The sequence below is a fragment of the Zobellella endophytica genome, assembly GCF_003012775.1.
GTDB lineage: Bacteria > Pseudomonadota > Gammaproteobacteria > Enterobacterales > Aeromonadaceae > Oceanimonas > Oceanimonas endophytica.
Window position 1 is genome coordinate 441590 of record NZ_PXYG01000002.1, and the last position, 17024, is coordinate 458613.

Annotated in this window: 15 protein-coding genes; 6 read left to right on the forward strand and 9 right to left on the reverse strand. The window is 66.6% G+C overall.

The features are described from left to right. Positions 1-79: 79 nt before the first annotated feature. From C7H85_RS07285 to C7H85_RS07295, 3 genes are all read right to left on the reverse strand, one after another. On the reverse strand, positions 80-2560 hold the full coding sequence (locus C7H85_RS07285; protein WP_106729049.1) for a heavy metal translocating P-type ATPase: 2481 nt from the start codon (positions 2558-2560) through the stop codon (positions 80-82). A 55-nt stretch (positions 2561-2615) separates the two neighbouring features. After that, positions 2616-3041: a Cu(I)-responsive transcriptional regulator gene (gene cueR / locus C7H85_RS07290; RefSeq protein WP_106729050.1), complete on the reverse strand. Its 426-nt coding sequence runs from the start codon at positions 3039-3041 to the stop codon at positions 2616-2618. Positions 3042-3248: 207 nt separating this feature from the next. Beyond that, the gene (locus C7H85_RS07295) at positions 3249-3443 is read right to left on the reverse strand and encodes a heavy-metal-associated domain-containing protein (protein WP_245879594.1); all 195 of its coding nucleotides are present in this window, start codon (positions 3441-3443) and stop codon (positions 3249-3251) included. A gap of 202 nt (positions 3444-3645) precedes the next feature. Here C7H85_RS07295 and C7H85_RS07300 point away from each other — a divergent pair, with 202 nt between their 5' ends. The 6 genes from C7H85_RS07300 (at position 3646) to C7H85_RS07325 (ending at position 12351) form a co-directional block, all read left to right on the forward strand. Continuing rightward, positions 3646-3993 carry a hypothetical protein gene (locus tag C7H85_RS07300; protein ID WP_106729051.1) on the forward strand — a complete coding sequence of 116 codons (348 nt, stop codon included), beginning with the start codon at positions 3646-3648 and terminating at the stop codon, positions 3991-3993. A 95-nt stretch (positions 3994-4088) separates the two neighbouring features. Next, positions 4089-5465, forward strand: coding sequence for a TolC family protein (locus C7H85_RS07305; RefSeq protein WP_106729052.1), 1377 nt, complete (start codon positions 4089-4091; stop codon positions 5463-5465). After that, entirely contained in the window at positions 5462-7075 is a 1614-nt protein-coding gene (locus C7H85_RS07310; RefSeq protein WP_106729053.1) for an efflux RND transporter periplasmic adaptor subunit, read from the forward strand. Before C7H85_RS07305 ends, C7H85_RS07310 begins: the two co-directional genes overlap by 4 nt. Continuing rightward, positions 7072-10242, forward strand: a complete 3171-nt coding sequence (locus C7H85_RS07315) for an efflux RND transporter permease subunit (protein ID WP_106729054.1) — start codon at positions 7072-7074, stop codon at positions 10240-10242. Before C7H85_RS07310 ends, C7H85_RS07315 begins: the two co-directional genes overlap by 4 nt. A 61-nt stretch (positions 10243-10303) precedes the next feature. Beyond that, entirely contained in the window at positions 10304-10663 is a 360-nt protein-coding gene (locus tag C7H85_RS07320; protein WP_106729055.1) for a copper-binding protein, read from the forward strand. A gap of 254 nt (positions 10664-10917) precedes the next feature. Beyond that, positions 10918-12351 carry a heavy metal sensor histidine kinase gene (locus tag C7H85_RS07325; protein ID WP_106729056.1) on the forward strand — a complete coding sequence of 478 codons (1434 nt, stop codon included), beginning with the start codon at positions 10918-10920 and terminating at the stop codon, positions 12349-12351. On the opposite strand, the gene C7H85_RS07330 is transcribed toward C7H85_RS07325, so the two are convergent. From C7H85_RS07330 to C7H85_RS07360, 6 genes are all read right to left on the reverse strand, one after another. Then, positions 12305-14614, reverse strand: a complete 2310-nt coding sequence (locus C7H85_RS07330; RefSeq protein ID WP_210433590.1) for a heavy metal translocating P-type ATPase — start codon at positions 14612-14614, stop codon at positions 12305-12307. The genes C7H85_RS07325 and C7H85_RS07330 overlap by 47 nt on opposite strands. Before the next feature lie 12 nt (positions 14615-14626). Further along, positions 14627-15283: a methyltransferase family protein gene (locus tag C7H85_RS07335; RefSeq protein ID WP_106729058.1), complete on the reverse strand. Its 657-nt coding sequence runs from the start codon at positions 15281-15283 to the stop codon at positions 14627-14629. Positions 15284-15287: 4 nt separating this feature from the next. Next, positions 15288-15518, reverse strand: a complete 231-nt coding sequence (locus C7H85_RS07340; RefSeq protein ID WP_106729059.1) for a DUF2933 domain-containing protein — start codon at positions 15516-15518, stop codon at positions 15288-15290. A gap of 48 nt (positions 15519-15566) precedes the next feature. Continuing rightward, positions 15567-15947, reverse strand: a complete 381-nt coding sequence (locus tag C7H85_RS19710) for a hypothetical protein (RefSeq protein ID WP_158260070.1) — start codon at positions 15945-15947, stop codon at positions 15567-15569. A 127-nt stretch (positions 15948-16074) separates the two neighbouring features. Next, the gene (locus C7H85_RS07355) at positions 16075-16434 is read right to left on the reverse strand and encodes a hypothetical protein (protein ID WP_106729061.1); all 360 of its coding nucleotides are present in this window, start codon (positions 16432-16434) and stop codon (positions 16075-16077) included. 100 nt (positions 16435-16534) lie between these two features. Then, positions 16535-17020, reverse strand: a complete 486-nt coding sequence (locus C7H85_RS07360) for a cupredoxin domain-containing protein (protein ID WP_106729062.1) — start codon at positions 17018-17020, stop codon at positions 16535-16537. Between the last annotated feature and the right edge of the window lie 4 nt (positions 17021-17024).

Below are 17024 nucleotides of genomic sequence, written 5' to 3' on the forward strand. Positions count from 1 at the left end.
CGTAGAGAAGAGGCCATCCCTGTTGCCTCTTTCAAGCCCCGATGCCGTCTGATAGCAGTGCCAGCAAGCGGCTGCCGGCTCACAGCTTCACCCTTTTCAGGCGCAGGGCGTTGCCCACCACGAAGACGCTGGACAGGGCCATGGCGCCGGCCGCCACCATGGGCGACAGCAGCAGGCCGAAGGCCGGGTAGAGGGCGCCGGCCGCCAGCGGGATCAGGCTGGCGTTGTAGGCGAAGGCCCAGAACAGGTTCTGGCGGATGTTGCGCAGGGTGGCCCGGCTTATCGCCAGCGCATTGGGCACGGCGCGCAGATCGCCGCTCATCAGCACCACGTCCGCCGCCTCGATGGCGATATCGGTACCGGTGCCGATGGCCAGCCCCACCTCCGCCTCGGCCAGCGCCGGGGCGTCGTTGATGCCGTCGCCGACGAAGGCCACGGCGCCGAAGCGCTCACGCAGCGCCTGCAGCGCCGCCACCTTGCCGTCCGGCATCACCTCGGCCACCACCTCGTCGATGCCCAGCTGGCGGGCGATGGCCGCGGCGGTACGGCGGTTGTCGCCGGTGATCATCGCCACCTTCAGCCCCAGTTGGTGCAGGGCGGCGACGGCCTCGTGCGAACCCTCCTTGACCGGGTCGGCCACGGCGATGATCGCCGCCAGTTTGCCGTCGATGGCCGCATAGAGCGGACTTTTCCCCGCCCCGGCCAGTTCCGCCGCCGGCCCGGCCAGCGCCTGCGGATCATGATCCAGGCGCTGCATCAGGCGATCGGCGCCCACTTCCACCCGCCGGCCGGAAACGCGGGCGCTCACCCCCAGCCCCGGCAGCGCCTCGAACTCGGCGGCCGCGGCCAGGCTCAGTCCCCGCGCCTTCGCCGCGCGCACTACCGCCTCGGCGATGGGGTGCTCGGAGCGCTGCTCCACCGCCGCCACCAACGCCAGTACCTCGGCCTCGTCGAAGCCCGGTTGCACCAGCAGATCGGTCAGCTCGGGCCGGCCCAGGGTCAGGGTGCCGGTCTTGTCGAGGGCGATCACCTTCGCCTCGCGCAGGGTCTGCAGCGCCTGGCCCTTGCGGAACAGCACCCCCAGCTCGGCGGCGCGCCCGGTGCCCACCATGATGGAGGTGGGCGTGGCCAGGCCCATGGCGCAGGGACAGGCGATGATCAGCACCGCCACGGCGTTGACCAGGGCGAAGGTCAGCGCCGGGCTCGGGCCCAGCCACAGCCAGAGCGCGAAGGTCAGCGCCGCCATGCCCATCACCACCGGCACGAACACCGCGGTGACCCTGTCCACCAGCGCCTGGATCGGCAGCTTGGCCCCCTGGGCCTGCTCCACCATGCGCACTATCTGGGCCAGCAGAGTGTCGCCGCCCACCCGGGTGGCCTCGAAATCCAGCGCCCCGTTCTTGTTGACGGTACCGCCCACCACTTCGTCGCCCGCCTGTTTGGCCACCGGCACCGGCTCGCCGGTGAGCATGGACTCGTCCACGTAGGAGCTGCCCTCGAGCACCCGCCCGTCCACCGGGATGCGCTCCCCCGGGCGCACCTGCACCCGGTCGCCGGCCCGCACCTCGGCCAGCGGCACTTCCACCGCCTCATCGCCGCGCCACACCCGGGCGGTCTTGACCTGCAGGCTCAGCAGTCGCTGGATGGCCTCTCCGGTGCGGCCCTTGGCCCTCGATTCCAGGTAACGGCCGAGCAGGATCAGGGTGACGATCACCGCCGCCGCCTCGAAGTAGACGTGGCGGGTACCCGCCGGCAGCCAGTGGCCGGCGTAGGTAGCCACCACCGAGAAACCCCAGGCCGACAGGGTACCCAGCGCCACCAGGGAGTTCATGTCCGGCGCGCCGCGCATCAGCGCCGGCAGGCCCTTGTGCAGGAAACGCAGGCCGGGGCCGAACAGCACCAGGCTGGTGAGCAGGAACTGCAGGTTCCAGTTGAGGGTCTGGCCCAGGGTCTGCGCTATCCAGTGATGCATGCCGGGCACGAAATGGGCGCCCATCTCCAGCACGAACACCGGCAGGGTCAGTCCCGCCGACAGCCAGAAGGCCCGCTTTAGCCCGGCCTGCTCACGGCCCTTGCGCGCACCGTCGTCTTCCCCCCCGGCGGCGTGCGGACGGGCCTCGTAGCCGATCTCGCGGATGGCGTCGATCAGCGCGCCTGCATCCTGGCTGCCGGCCAGCAGTTCGACGCGGGCCCGTTCGGCGGCCAGGTTGACGCTGGCCGACAGCACCCCGGGCAGGCGGGCGAGCGCCTTCTCCACCCGGCCCACGCAGGAGGCGCAGCTCATGCCGATGATGGCGAGTTCCAGTTGCTCGGTGCGGCTGTGGTAGCCGCTTTTTTCCAGTGCCGCTATCACCTCGCCCACTTCGGTACCCGCCGCCAGCGCCAGTTCGGCGCTTTCCGATGCCAGGTTGACCGAGGCCGAGCGCACCCCGGGGGTACCGAGCAGGGCCTTTTCCACCCGCCGCACGCAGGAAGCGCAAGTCATGCCTTCGATCGGCAGTTTCAGATGAAAAACATCCTGCCCATCGGCGGCGGGCCGGGCGTGAGGTAGTGCTGTCATGATCCGTCTCCGTTGTTAAGCTGCCTTCACTATCAAGCTTGCCATGATGGCAAGGTCAAGGCTCCCGGCCGTCTTTTTTCGCCGCTTGTTGTTCCGACGCGGACAGCTGCTCCAGGATGGCGCAGTCCGGGTCTTCGTTGCCCGGACAGGCGGCAATCATCCGCTCCAGGGTGGCCTTCATCGCCGCCAGCTCCCGCATCTTGTTTTCCACCTCCAGCAGGTGCTGCTGGGCCACCTGCTTCACCGCCCGGCTGGAGCGGAGCGGATCCTGCCACAGCCTGAGCAGGTCATCGATCTGGCGGATGGAAAAGCCCAGCACCCGCGCCTGGCGGATAAACCTGAGCACCTCGACGTTCTCGCTGTTGTACTGCCGGTAGCCGGCGGCGGAGCGGGCCGCCGGCTTGAGCAGCCCGGTCTGTTCGTAGTGGCGGATCATCTTGGCCGACACCCCGGCCCGTTGCGCCGCTTCACCGATATTCATGGCAACCTCCGTCATGGATCATTTGGTTTAAAAACTGGCCAGCGACGATGCTTGGTGCAGGGGATGCCGCCATGGCTTGAATATTGCCTGCCACCCTGGGGCGGGCGGCCCGCCCGCATGGGGTTCCCGCTGCGCGGGGAAGCAGGCGAGCCGCCTGCGCTCCCCCAGCAAGGTGCAAAAAGCTGCAAACGGCGGCGTTTGTCCGGCTCAGGCCGGCCGGTAACCGGCGTCGATCAGCGCCTCGATCACCTCGTCCCGGTCGGCGGAGCTCTGCACCCGCAGGCGGTGCGCCGGCAGGTCGAATTCCAGCTCGCACGCCGGATCCAGCTCTTTCAGGGCACGGCTGATGGCACCGGTGCAATGGCCACAGCTCATCTCGGGCAGGGTAAAGGTCAGCATCATGGAATCCTCGTTGGTAGTGTATCCGATCTCTACTTTCATCCTTACCATAAGGGTAAGGTCAAGTTTTTTTTGTCTTCCAGCAAAGGAAAGATAGTGTGAGCCGGGCCGCCACCGGATACAAGGCCGCGGAGCCATGACATATATCAATACTGCCTCCTCTTAAAAAGATTTTTTTCGAGACCCAATTGTGTAGAATCGCCCCATGACACGCACCTTCCTGGCCTTGCTCATCAGTTTATTCGTTGCCTTCCAGGGCATCGCGGCCCCGCGCGTCGCCATGCTTCCCTGCCCCATGGAGCATGAGCAACCGGCGTCCCCGATGGCGATGTCCGCCGAGGAGCACCCCTGCTGCAACGAGGCCGACACCCAGGTCAAAACGGGCGAGCCGTGCAAAACCGACATGCCTTGCGGTTCGTCCGGATCCTGTCTTTTCGCCCCGGTTAACCTGACCGCATCGCCCCCCACTGCCACCGAACCGGCGGGCCATCCGCTGCTTCAGTTAAGATCCCGCGAACCCTCCTCCGTCTGGCGACCGCCCAGCATCGGCTGACCCTGTGTTGACCTGATGCGGCAGCAGGCTGGGCCTGTTGCCGTGCCTTGTCCGCGTCGTTTGCACGCGGGCACCCTTACACATGGAATTGGCCTATGTACTCCTATTCTCATCCTGGCGAAGCCAAACGGCTTCTCCTGCGCCACGCCGTCCGGCGCCGGCGCTCCCGCCTGAGCATGGCAGCCCTGGCTGTGGCGCTGATCTCGGGCACCACCCAGCCGGTGGTGGCGCAGTCGCCGCTGCCCGCCCCCCTGACCTTCGAGGCCGCGTTGCAGGCGGCGGAGATGCACTCGGCCGGGCTGCTGGCCCAGGATGCCTCGGCCCGCGCCTTGCGCGAGCAGGCCGTGGCCGCCGGCCGCCTGCCCGACCCGGAGCTGCGCCTGTCGCTGGACAATGTACCGGCAGAGGGCCCCATGCGCTTCAGCCTGGACGACGACTTCATGACCATGCAGTCCGTCGGCCTGTCGCAGACCTTTACCGATGCGGACAAACGGCTGGCTCGCCGGGCTCGCTTCGAACGCGAGGCCGATGCCGCCGCCGCCACCCGGCGGCTGCAGCTCGCCACGCTGCGCACCCAAACCGCCCGTGCCTGGCTGGCACGCCACTACCAGCAGCAACTGCTCGCGCTGCTGGAACGACAACGGAAGGAGGCCAACCTCGTGGTCGAGGCGGTCGAGGCCGGCTACCGGGGCGGAAGCGCCACCCAGTCGGAGCTGTTCCTGGCCCGCTCGGCGGTGGCCCGACTCGACGACCGGCTGCTGGAAGCCCGTGCGGGCCTGAACAACGCCGATACCCTGCTGTCCCGCTGGGTGGGCGATGACGCCACGACCACCCTGGGCCACCTCCCCGACATCAGGCAGGTGCCTGGCACCGCCCTGGCGCCTGTCCACGAGATAGAAGCCCATCCGCAACTCGCCCTGCTGGATGCCCGGACCCGGGTGGCCGAGGCCGAGGTGGAAGTGGCCCGCCAGGAAAAGAGCATCGACTGGACCTGGTCGCTGAGGTACAGCCGACGGGATGACGCCTTCGGCGACATGGTGTCGCTGGGCGTCGCCATCCCCCTGCAGTGGGATCGGAAAAACCGGCAGGACCGGGAGCTGGCCGCCAGGCTGGCCAGCGTCGAGCAGCGGCGCAACGAGCGGGAGGAAATACGTCGTGAACACCTGTTCGAGGTACGGCGCCTGCGGGAAAGCTGGCGCAGCAACCTGAGCCGGCTGGACGACTACGACCGCACCCTGCTGCCCCTGGCCGAGGCCCGCACCCAGGCGGCCCAGGCCGCCTATCGCGGCGGCAAGGGCTCACTGGCCGCGGTGCTGGAGGCCCGGCGCATGGCCGTCGACACCCGCATCGAGCGGCTGCGCATCGAGATGCAGACCGCCGCCCTCTGGGCCGAGCTGGCCTTCCTGATCCCGGAGGCGTACCCCGGCCCTGACGGGCATACCGAATCGATTGCCGAGGAGCAGAACCCATGAACAAGACCCCCCTCGTACTCAGCCTGCTTGCCGCCGCCGTGCTGAGCGCCGCCGGTGCCGGCCTCTATCGGCTGGGCCTGGAGCAGGGCCTGTCCCGCGGCGAAGCCGCCGTGGACGGGGCCGCGCCCATGGCGGCCACGGAAGATCCCTCGACCTGGGGCATCCCGCAGGGCGAAGCCGCCACCCGCCGGCATATCGAGGCCGGCCTGCAGGCCGGCGATGTTGATCCCCGTACCGGCCGGACCATCCTCTACTACCACGATCCCATGGTCCCGGGCAGGAAATTCGACGCCCCCGGCAAATCCCCCTTCATGGACATGATGCTGATCCCCGCCTATGCGGGGAGCGAGAACGCCGACGACGGCACCGTGACGGTCAGTCCGCGCATCCGGCAGAACCTGGGGCTGCGTACCGGCGAGGTGTCCGAAGGGCAATTGCGACCGACGGTCTCGGCGGTGGGCAAGGTGAGCTGGAACGAACGCGGCCAGTTCACCCTGACGGCCCGCGCCACCGGCTTTGTCGAGCGGCTCCATGTGCGCGCCACCCTGGATGCGGTCACCGAAGGACAGCCCCTGCTCGAGCTCTATGTGCCCGACTGGGTAGCGGTGCAGGAAGACTACCTCGGCCTGCGCCGGATGCAGGGGCAGGATCTGGCCGGGCTGGTGGACACCACCCGCCAGCGCATGCGCCAGGCGGGCATGAACGACCAGCAGATTGCCCTGGTCGAGCGCACCGGCCAGATACAACCCCGGTTCACCCTGATCGCCCCGGCCAGCGGCATAGTGACGGAACTCCCGGCTCGCGAAGGCAGCACCGTCATGCCGGGTACGCTGCTCGCCCGCATCAATGAATGGGCGACGGTGTGGGTGGAGGCCGAAGTGCCGGAAAGCCAGGCGACGATGCTGCACCGGGGCAGCCCGGTGAGCGCCCGCACGCCCGCCTTGCCGGGCGAGGTATTCACCGGCACCGTGCAGGCGTTGCTGCCGGAAGTGAACTCCGCCACCCGGACGCGCAAGGCGCGCGTGGAGCTGGACAACCCGACGGGGCAACTGGTGCCGGGCATGTTCGTGCAAATGACACTGGCCGCCCCCGAGGCGCGCACGGCCTTGCTGGTGCCGACCGAAGCCCTGGTTCGTACCGGGCAGCGCACCCTGGTGATGGCGGTAGAGGGCGACGACTTCCGCCCGCTGGAAGTGACCACCGGTGCCGAGCAGGACGGCATGACCGAGATCCTCGCCGGCCTCGACCAGGGGCAACAGATCGTGCTCTCCGGCCAGTTCCTGATCGACTCGGAGGCGAGCCTCAAGGGCATCGAGGCCCGGCTCGGGACGACCGAACCGGATGTGGCCGCGAACGCGGACCCCCTTTACCGCACCCGCGCCCGCCTGGAGGCCATCGACGGCGAGACCCTGACGCTGACGCATCCGGACATCCCCGAGCTCGGCTGGCCGGGCATGACCATGGGCTTCACGCTGGCACCCGAGCCGACGCGGCCGGCGCTGTCGGTCGGCGACCGACTCGATATCGCCTTCCACCTGCGGGAGGGAGAGGCGCCGCGCATCGTCACCCTGCAACCGGTGGACAATAACGCCACGGGAGGTGACCAATGATCGTCCGCCTGATCCACTGGTCCGTGGCCAACCGCTTCCTGGTACTCATCGCCACCCTGATCGTGACGGCCTGGGGACTGGTCTCGCTGCTGCGCACCCCTCTCGACGCCCTGCCGGATCTGTCCGATACCCAGGTCATCATCCGCACCACCTGGCCGGGGCAGGCCCCGCAACTGGTCGAGAACCAGGTCACCTACCCGCTGACCACCACCATGCTGTCGGTCCCCGGCGCGAGGGACGTGCGCGGCTACTCCTTCTTCGGCGACAGCTATGTTTATGTGCTGTTCGAGGATGGCACCGATCTCTACTGGGCCCGCTCCCGGGTGCTGGAGTACCTCAATCAGGTGCAGTCGCGGCTGCCGCCCGGCGCCACCTCGGCGCTGGGACCGGACGCCACCGGCGTGGGCTGGGTATATCAGTATGCCCTGACCGACACCTCCGGCCGCCTCGACCTGGCGCAGCTGCGCAGCCTGCAGGACTGGTTTTTAAAATTCGAGCTGAAAACGGTGCCGGGGGTGGCCGAGGTCGCCACCATCGGCGGCATGGTGCGGCAATACCAGGTGGTGCTCGATCCCGACAGGCTGGCCGCCTACCGTATTACCCATGACAGGGTCATCGAGGCGCTGCGCCGGGCCAACCAGGAAACCGGCGGCTCGGTGCTGGAACTGGGCGAGGCCGAGTTCATGGTGCGCGCGTCAGGCTACCTCCAGACCCTGGACGACTTCCGGGCCGTGCCGCTGATGACCACCGATGCCGGGGTGTCGGTGCGGCTGGCCGACGTGGCCCAGGTACAGCTCGGGCCGGAGATGCGGCGCGGCATCGGCGAGCTGGATGGCGAAGGCGAGGCGGTCGGGGGCGTCATCGTGATGCGTTCCGGGGAAAACGCCCTGGCGACCATAGACGCTGTCAAGGCCCGGCTGGCCGAGCTGGCCGGGAGCCTGCCGGCGGGCGTGGAGATAGTGCCGACCTACGACCGTTCCGGCCTGATCGAGCGGGCCATCGACAACCTCGGCCACAAACTGCTGGAGGAGTTCCTGGTGGTGGCCGTGGTCTGCGCGCTGTTCCTGTTCCACCTGCGCTCGGCCCTGGTGGCCATCGTCTCGTTGCCGATCGGCATCCTCGCCGCCTTTATCGTCATGCACTGGCAGGGGGTCAACGCCAACATCATGTCGCTCGGCGGCATCGCCATCGCCATCGGCGCCATGGTCGACGCGGCGGTGGTGATGATCGAAAACGCCCACAAGCACCTGGAGCAGTGGCACCACCAGCACCCCGGGGAGTCCCTGGCCGGTGAGGCGCGCTGGCGGGTCATCGGTGCGGCGGCGGCGGAGGTGGGCCCGGCGCTGTTCTTCTCGTTGCTGATCATCACCCTGTCCTTCATTCCGGTGTTCGCCCTGGAAGCCCAGGAAGGCCGGCTGTTCTCGCCGCTGGCCTTCACCAAGACCTATTCCATGGCGGCCGCGGCGGCCCTGGCGGTGACCCTGGTACCGGTGCTGATGGGCTATCTGATCCGGGGGCGCATTCCGCCCGAGCACAAGAACCCGCTCAACCGCTGGCTGATCGCCGCCTACCGCTCCCTGCTCGAGTGGGTGTTGCGCTTTCCCAGGGCAACCATCGTCCTGGCCGTGCTGTTCTTTGCGGCCAGTCTGTGGCCACTCAAGCACATCGGCAGCGAGTTCATGCCGCCGCTGGACGAAGGCGACCTGCTCTATATGCCGACCGCCCTGCCCGGCCTGTCGGCCGGCAAGGCCGCCGAACTGTTGCAGCAGACCGATCGCCTGATCAAGACCCTGCCCGAGGTGAAAAGCGTCTACGGCAAGGCCGGTCGGGCGGTCTCCGCCACCGATCCCGCGCCCCTGGTGATGTTCGAGACCACCATCCAGTTCAAGCCCCGGGAGCAGTGGCGGGCCGGCATGACGCCCGAAAAGCTGGTAGCCGAGCTCGACCGGACGGTGCGGGTGCCGGGGCTGACCAACATCTGGATCCCGCCCATCCGCAACCGCATCGACATGCTCGCCACCGGTATCAAGAGCCCGGTGGGGGTCAAGGTCATGGGCGAGGATCTGGGGGTGATCAACCGGCTCACCGCCGACATCGAGCAAGCGGTGAAAGCGGTGCCGGGGGTGACCAGCGCCTTCGCGGAGCGGCTGACCGGCGGCCGCTATATCGACGTCGACATCCGGCGGGAGGCGGCCGCGCGCTACGGCCTGAACATCGCCGACGTGCAGTCGGTCGTGGCCAGTGCCATCGGCGGCATGAACATCGGCGAGACGGTGGAAGGGCTGGAGCGCTACCCCATCAACGTGCGCTACCCGCGCGAGGTACGCGACTCGCTGGACAAGCTGCGCGCCCTGCCCATGGTCACCTCGCGCGGCCAGCAACTGGTGTTGGGCGATGTGGCCGACATCCGCATCAACGACGGTCCTCCCATGCTGCGCAGCGAAAACGCCCGCCCGACCGGCTTCGTCTATGTCGACCTGCGGGACCGCGATCTCGGCTCGGCGGTGCGCGAGATGCAGCAACGCGTCGCCGAGCGGGTCGCGCTGCCGCCCGGCTATTCGGTGTCCTGGTCCGGTCAGTTCGAGTTTCTCGAGCGGGCCAGCGCCAAGCTCAAGCTGGTGGTGCCCTTCACCCTGCTGATCATCTTCGTGCTGTTGTACCTCACCTTCAAGCATGTCGGCGAGGCGCTGCTGCTGATGGCGACCCTGCCCTTCGCGCTGGTGGGCGGCATCTGGCTGCTGTACGGGCTCGGCTACAACCTGTCGGTGGCCGGGGTGGTCGGCTTTATCGCCCTGGCCGGGGTGGCCGCCGAGTTCGGGGTGATCATGCTGTTGTACCTCAAGCAGGCCTGGTTCGAGCGGCTGGAGCAGGACCGCGACGGCGAAGCCGACCTGCTCGACGCCATCCGCGAAGGAGCGGTGCTGCGCGTGCGCCCCAAGGCGATGACGGTGGCGGTGATCCTGGCCGGCCTGCTGCCCATCATGTGGGGCGGCGGCACCGGCTCGGAGGTGATGCAGCGCATCGCCGCGCCCATGGTCGGCGGCATGATCACCGCTCCGCTGTTGTCGATGTTCGTGATCCCCGCCGCCTACTACCTGATGCGCCGGCCGCGCCGGGGGCAACCGGCAACACCACAACCCGTTCGGTCACACGGCGATGACGTGTGATAAATATCGCCGGGCCACCTGGCCCGGTTTTTTCCCTCTCGAGTCACTGGAGACACCCAAGATGAAACAATCCCTGACAGGTTCGCTCACCCTTGTGATGGCGCTGTCGGCCACCCCGGCCCTGGCGGAACAAAAAATGATGGAAGGCATGCCGATACAGGAAATGAAGAACACGCCGATGCAGATGCCGGCATCCGGGCAGGCCGTGCACACCGCCAGGGGCAAGGTCACCAAGGTGGATGCCGCCACCGGTGTCGTCACCCTGACCCACGGCCCGGTCGAGAGCCTGGGCTGGCCGGGGATGACCATGGGTTTCAGGGTCATGGACCAGGCCTTGCTCGACAGGCTCGCCGTCGGCAGCACCGTGGAATTTGAATTCCGGCAAGGGGAAAAGGGCTACGTCATTACCGGCGTAAAATAAGGTAACCCGGCTAATGCCCATCGGCATGCGGGTCCAACCGCATGCCGAACCAGTTGCTTTCGACTCGGTATCCTGCTCTCGCCTGGCCAGCAAGCTCAGGGGGGCTGGCCCTGTCCCCATACGATGTCCGGCCGATGCGGCCGCCTTCCTGTCTGTTATTCCGCCAGATTACATTCTTGTCATGCTGCTCGTTTCAGCTCGCAGAATGGTAGATTGGGGCGCTCGCGGCTGCTAAACGGAAGAGATCCAATAAGATGAGAAGTTATTTTTCGCTGACCGCTCGTCTGAGCCTGCTGTTCAGCATCACCATGCTGGGCATATGGAGTTTGGTCAGTATCGTATTGATGCAATCGCTGGAGCATCACTTCGCCCGCCAGGACGAGGCGGACATTCGGGGCAAGCTGATCCTGGCTAAAAACTTTCTCGCGACCCATTTACAGAGCAACGGCCAGAACTGGTCGTTGCTGGAAGAGCATCTGAACGATGCGCTCTCCGGGCATGGCGGCCATTACTTGCTGATACGAGATGTACAAGGCCGGACTCTGGCCAATGCCAGGCCCAATCATCGCCGGCAACCGGGGATGACGCGCCCTTTCCCGCCTCCCGCATCCTTACCACTGTCAGAGAGCTGGGCCGAAGACGGCATTCGCTATCGCAGTATTACCGAGCAGATATTCTTTGAGCCGCCACTCCCCTGGCCCGATGCTCCGGAGTCCGTACTGATCCGTGCCGCCTTGGACACCAGCAATCACCAGCATTTTATTGATGAAATCCAAAAAGGGTTGGCCTGGTTCACCGGCGGTATCGCGCTGGTCTCGGTGCTGTTGGGCTGGTTCGCCTCACGTATCGGGCTCAAGCCACTGCGCACCCTGGCCTCACTCTCGTCCCGGGTTACTGCCGACAAGCTCAATCACCGCCTGCCGCTACACGATGCCCCAGCCGAGCTGCACACCCCCATCCAGGCCTTCAACGCCATGCTGGATCGGCTGGAGGACTCGTTTCGCCGGCTGTCGGAATTTTCCTCGGATATCGCCCACGAGCTGCGCACCCCGGTCAACAGCCTGATGATGCAAACCCAGGTGGCACTTTCCCGCGAGCGTAGCGCCGACGACTATCGGGAAGCCCTGTACAACAACCTGGAAACGGCGGAGCGGCTGGCGCGGATGATTGGGGAGATGCTGTTCCTGGCCAAATCGGAGCAGGGACAACTGCTGATGCAAGCAGAGGAACTGGAGCTGGCAACGGAGCTTGATGAGCTGCTGGAGTTCTTCGAACCCCTGGCCAGTGAGCAACAGTTGCGTTTGCACCGACGAGGAAATGCAACACTGCAAGGTGATCGCGCCATGCTGCAACGGGCCTTCAGCAACCTCCTGACCAATGCAATTCGATACACTCCGGCTCAGGGGGAAATCAGGATAGAAGTAAAGCGTGATGCCAGTCATGTCGTGGTGGAGATCGCCAACCCGGGAAATCCCATACCGGCAGAGCAGTTGCCGCGCCTGTTCGATCGCTTCTACCGGGCCGACAGCGCCCGCCAGCCGGTGACCGAAGGCACCGGCCTGGGCCTGTCCATCGCCAAGGCGATCATCGAGGCCCATGGCGGCAGCCTGTCGGCACGCTCCGATGAACACGAAACCTGCTTCAGTGCCTGTTTTCCCCGGACAGCCCGGCCAAAGAGATCCGTTTAAGCCTGAGCGAGTTACCGATCACCGACAGCGAACTGGCGGTCATGGCGACCACCCCCACCATGGGGTGCAGCAGCCCCAGGGCGGCGATGGGAATGGCGGCCAGGTTGTAGCCGGAGGCCCACAGCAGATTTTCGACTATCTTGCGGAAGGTCAGTCGCGAGAGGTGCGCGGCCTGCACCACGCCGCCGAGCCGATCGCCGATCAGGATGACGTCGGCAGCCTCCACCGCCACGTCGGCACCGGCGCCGATGGCGATGCCCACGTTGGCCTGCTTCAGGGCCGGGGCGTCATTGATGCCGTCCCCCACCATCGCCACCCAGGGCCCCACCTCGGCCTGCAGCTCCCGCACCTTGTCGATCTTGCCCTCCGGCAGCACATTGGCGTAGACGCTGTCGATGCCCACCTGGGCCGCCACATGATGGGCGGCCCGCTCGTTGTCGCCGGTGAGCATCACGGTACGGATGCCCATGGCCCTGAGCGCGGCGACCGCCTCCCGGGCGTCGGTTTTAAGGGTGTCGGCGATGGCCACCACCCCGATCAACCGGTTTTCACGCGCCACATAGAGCGCGGTCTTGCCCTGCTCCTCCAGCCCGGCCAGCGCCCCCGCCAGCTCGTGCGTGTCCAGCCCGCACTCGGCCATCCAGCGGCCGTTGCCGACTCGAACCAGGGCGCCCTCGAGGCGGGCCTCCACGCCCCGGCCGTTGAGGGCTTCGAAGCCCTCAAGCGGTGGCAGTGCCAGGCCGGTTTCCCTGGCCCTGTCCCGCAGCGCCTGGGCGATGGGGTGCTCGGAGCCGACCTCGACCGCGGTGGCCAGGGCCAGCAACTCGTCCGCCGACACGCCCCCGGCCGGCACCAGATCGGTGACCACCGGCCGTCCCAGGGTCAGGGTGCCGGTCTTGTCGAACACCACCACCCGGATGTCCTTGAAGGTCTGGATGGCCTCGCCGGAGCGGTACAGTATGCCCAGCTCGGCGCCCCGTCCGGCCCCCACCATCAGGGCGGTGGGCGTGGCCAGGCCCAGGGCGCAGGGACAGGCGATCACCAGCACCGCCACGCTGGACAACAGGGCCACCAGGGGCGCCGACAGTCCGGGATCGACCCAGGGCAGGAAACCCGCTCCCCAGTACAGGATGCCCCGTAACGACTCGCCGAAGCCGAGCCAAATCACCAGGCTGAGCAGGCTGGTCAGCAACACCAGGGGCACGAAACGGCCGGTCATCCGATCCGCAAACTCCTGGATCGGCACCTTGGAGCCCTGGGCCCGTTCCACCAGGGTGATCACCTGGGCCAGGAAGGTATCTTCCCCGACCTTGGTGGCGCGCACCCGGAGCAGGCCTTCCTTGTTGATGGTGGCCCCGATCACCCCGTCGCCGGGGACTTTCTCGACCGGCAGCGACTCGCCGGTGGCCAGGGACTCGTCCACGTGGCTGGCCCCCTCGACCACCTCGCCGTCGGAGGGGATCTTCTCGCCGGGGCGCACCACCATCAGGTCGCCCACTTGCACCTCGCCGATGGGCAGCTCCACCTCCTCGCCGTCACGCAGCACCCGGGCACTCTTGGCGCCCAGCTCCAGCAACTGGCGGATGGCCTGGGACGCCCGGCCCTTGGCCCGGCTTTCCAGGTAGCGGCCGAGCAGGTGGAAGGTCATGATGGTGGCGGCCATTTCCATAAAGGAGGTCATGGGGAACAGGAAGCCGACCAGCCCGATCAGATAGGGCGGCAGACTGCCCAGGCTGATGAGCACGTCCATGTTGGCGGTTCTGTTGGTAAGCGCCTTCCAGGCGGCAGCATGGGTGGCGGCACCGGCGACGAAGACCGGCGGCACCGCCAGCAGGGCGACCAGCAGCAGGTAACCCGGCATGGGTAACCAGAACATCTCCACCATCATCAGCAGCATGATCAGGGTGGTGGGCACGCCGGCCAGCCACAGCCGCCGCAGGGCGTCGCGCAGGTAGGCTTCCTCGGCCTCGGCGCCGCCCTGTGCTTCCCCTTTCAGACCGGCGCCGGCCACCTCGTAGCCGGCCCGCTCGACCGCCGCCCTGAGCGCGGCCACATCGGTCCGGCCGGTGTCGAAAGAAACCGTCACCTTGTGGGTGGCGATCTGGGTGCTGACTGCCGTTACCCCGGGCAGGCGTCGCAGCGAAGTGCTGACCAGGCCGGCGCAATGGTCGCTGCCCATGCCGGGGACGATCAGGGTCGCTTCGGCAGCCTCATCGGCCGGTGCCCTGCCGGAGGCCTTCACCCCCTTTGGTATGCTATCCATCATCTCTTCTCCTTATCTGGCAACGGAACCGCTCGCACGCGACAGGCGTGGGAAGAAGGTCGGCACCCGTTGACGGTAGGCCTCCCACTCGGCACCAAAAGCATCCCGGGTGCTTTGCTCCTCCCGCCGGGCCAAGCGCACGTACATCACCACCAGCACCGGGAACATCAGCAGGGTCAGGAGCGTCGGCCACTGCAGCAGGAAACCCGCCATGATCAGCACGAAAGCGACATACTGGGGGTGGCGGATCCGGGCATAGGGCCCGCTCTGGGCCAGTTGCCCCTGGCGCTGGGCCCGGTAGAGCACCCGCCAGGCGCTGGCCAGCAGCAGGAAGCCGCCGAAGATCAGGATATTGCTGAAAATATGCAGCAGGCTGAAATGGGGGTTGCCGCTCAGCCCGAACAGGGTGCTCCACAGGTGGCCGGCGTCGTGGCTCAGGGGATCCAGCTGCGGGTAGCGCCCCTGCAGCCAGCCGGCCAGCAGGAACAGGGTCAGCGGAACACCGTACATCTCGACGAACAGCGCCACGATAAAGGCGGCGAAGGTGCCGAAGGTGCGCCAGTCCCGCCCACTCCGGGGCCTGAAGAAGCTGAACGCGAACAGGATGAACACCAGGGAGTTGAGGACCACCAGTCCCCATAGGCCATAAGCTGGAATAGTATGATCCATGGGTTCAGTCCCCCTTGTGATGGTGATCGTCACCGCCGCCCCGGCCGCCGTGGCCCCGGTGCATAAACAGGTGCATCAGGGGACAGAGCAGGATGATCAGGTAGGGCAAGGCGCCCAGCAGGTGGGCGCGGTGCTCCTGCCACAGAAAGAACAGTGCCATGGCCGCAAATATCAGCAGGATGGGCCAGAAGCCACGGGGCCCGGATGCCGGGCCGGAGTTGGAGTTCTTGTTCATGAGGATCTCCCGAGGGGGCCGGCCCGGCAAGGCGCCGGCCGCCGGTGGTTATTGTTGCATCTGGCCCATGCCCATCTGCCCCATGCCCATCTGCCCCATGCCCATCTGCCCCATGTGCTCCATCATCTGCCGGCACATGGCCATATGCTCTTCCATCTGCACCATGGACTGGGTCATAAACTCCAGGTGCTCCGCCAGCAACCGCTCGCGCTCGGCGGGATCCTGCTCCTGTTGCAGCGCCGCCATCTGGTCGCGCATGGTCTGCATTCGCTCCTGCATCATGCCCATCTGCTGCTGCCGCTCCATCATGGTGGCGGCATCGACCGGCTGGACCGGTTCGGCGGGGGTGTGGTGGGCTTCTTCGGCCAGCGCCGGCGGCAGGTTCAGCATCAGGCCCAGGCCGGCGGCGATAAGGATATGTTTGCTCATGGTGATATTCCTCTTGGTGTGTAAACGGGAAGACACGGCCACCGACGGTGGGCCGGGCACCTCCTCTGATAACGGGGCAAAACGATAACCGGAGCCGGGCACGAAGGATCCCGGCTGCAGAGGAATATCAGATACGCAGGCGAACGGTGGCGAGATAGCGCGGCAGCTTGGCCAGGGGCGGCGCCCCGGGCAGGGCCTGTACCGCCAGAATGCGCAGGTGCGGCACCGCCGGCAGCGGTTCCGGATGAGGGGACGCCAGGAACGGCGTGAGCAGCCGACCCTGGTCGCCCTGCTTGATAAAGGGCTCGGATTCATCCAATCCCTGCTGATGGCAGAGCAGCTCTTCGACCCCGGCCTGGTGCGCCAGGCTGTCGAACACCGGCTCGGCCAGGCAATGGAGGGGCAGCAGCAATACCCACAGGCTCAGCAGGCACAGCAACAGGCTTGCCACCGGCCGTGATTTTTCATTGCTGAACGGGTGCTTCATGCTCCCTCCCGGAGGTGACCGGATCAAAAGCCGATCCGGATATGTTCAGCCTAGAGAGCTTCGGTCATTTCCGCCTTGACAGGGATCAAGCTCTCTCGGCTTACATCACCTCCACCTGACCCTGCATGCCGGCATCCATATGACCGGGAAGCAGGCAGGCGAAGTCGACGGTACCGGATTGATCGAACTTCCATACCAGGCCGCCGCGCTGCCCCGGTTGCAGACTGACCATATTGGGTTCGGCGTGTTTCATATCCGGCATTTGCCGCATCATCTCGGCGTGCTCCCGGAGCGACTCGATATCCCCTACTACCAGCTCATGCGCCAGTTTCCCCTCGTTTTTGACAAACAGCCGTACCGTCTCCCCCTTCTTTACTTCGATCCGGGCCGGAGAGAAACGCATATTGTCGCCCATCACGACTTCAATCGTGCGGCCGACGTCGGCGGCCTTGCCGGGCTGGCCGACGCCATGCATCTTCTGGTTCATCGAGGCCATGTCATGGCCCTGGTGGCCTCCATGTTCGCCAGCGGCCATGGCAAGCCCGGGCAGGAGGGTCAGCATTACAACAGACAGTGTTTTTTTCATCTTA